Genomic DNA, 1,399 nt, shown 5'->3' with positions numbered 1-1,399 from the left:
TGCGACTCCTCACGTTTTCATGGGTAGTCGAGGGTGTAATCCGCCGATGCAGAGGTAGATCATCGAGCTCAGTGCTCGGGCGGAGTGATGGCCGTAGCCGCGTGCGTTGATGAGGCGGGTTCGGGCGTTGATGCCTTCGTTGAGGGCGTTGGATATGCCGAGTTCCACGGCGGAGATGATCGCTTCGAAGTGTTCTTGTAGACGTTTGCCGAGTTCAATGAATGCGGGAATGCGGCTTCGTTTGGCGGCGGTAATCCAGGCCTTCAAGAGTCCGCGGGCCGCGTCGGGTTCGTGCTCGCGGCGGTAGAGGTCGCGTAGTTGTTCTTTGAGCGCCCATGCTCGCCCGACACGGCGGTTTGCGCGGGCGATCTGGTTGACCAGTTCTCGTTTGGCGTCGGTGAGTTTGTTCTCTCCGGTGCGCAGGGCCCATCGTGTTTGGCGCCATTGCGCTGAGGTCATGGTGACCTTGGTGGGCCCGCTGGCGGCGTCGGCGAAGACACGGTCTAGTGCCCGGTTGACCCACTGCATGATGTGGAACGGGTCAAAGCAGATGGTGGCTTTTGGCACGTGCTTTCGGGCGGCTGCTTGGTAGGCCCTACTGACATCCATGCTGACTGCTTCGATGGCCGTCAGGGCCGAATCGGGTTGGGATTCAAAGAATGCTGCGAATGAGTCCTCGCTGCGTCCGGGTTGGATATCGATGACCGTTCCGGTGTCGTGATCGCCGATGATGGTCAAGTACTTGTGCGGGTGCCGATAACAAATTTCATCGACGCCGATGCGGTACAGCGTGTCGAGTCGGCGTTGATCGAGCAGCTCATCGACGCCGCGGTTGATGATCGAGGTGACCGATTCCCAGCTGCACCGCATCAGCGTGGACACCGTCGTGCGGTCGGTGCGCTGCGCCAGCCACAGCACCATGTCTTCGTAGTCGCGGGTGTGCCGGGCGCCGGGGCGCGCCCATGGAACGTCTTCGGTGACCACGCCGCAGTGGGGGCACTGCAGGCGGCGGATCTCATAGACCAACCACAACTTGGCGCCGGCCAGATCGAGGTGGCGCCACCGCCGTGGGCGCCGGTCATAGACCGCTCGCGCGCGTTTGCCACACGAGCATGCCAGCAGCCGCGTTCTGGGCCGCACGGTGACCTCGACATCGAGGTCACCGACCGACACGTCGGTGACCGATGCACCGGGAATCTGAAGAAGACGGTTAAATGCAGTACTGACGCGCACGCGGATGGATCCTCTGGTTGAGGTTGGTGTGGTAACCCCGAAACCTAGAGGCACACCGCGTGCGCGTCCTTCATCTCTGCGTGGACACGCCGAGAGCGCTTGTGCTGCAGTATTAACCGACCCTGAACAGCAAGAAAGCGCCCACTAGAACACTAGGAGCGCCACA

At 61.7% G+C, this 1,399-nt stretch carries 1 protein-coding gene; it reads right to left on the bottom strand.

From position 1 onward, the window contains the following. Positions 1-9 precede the first annotated feature (9 nt). Positions 10-1,233 carry an ISL3 family transposase gene (locus AC1DTF_RS32325; protein ID WP_477477034.1) on the bottom strand — a complete coding sequence of 408 codons (1,224 nt, stop codon included), beginning with the start codon at positions 1,231-1,233 and terminating at the stop codon, positions 10-12. Between the last annotated feature and the right edge of the window lie 166 nt (positions 1,234-1,399).

It is taken from the genome of Mycobacterium sp. P4_H6, from assembly GCF_056400845.1.
Note: the sequence above shows the minus strand (reverse complement) of the source record. Positions and strands in the feature narration are given on the sequence as shown.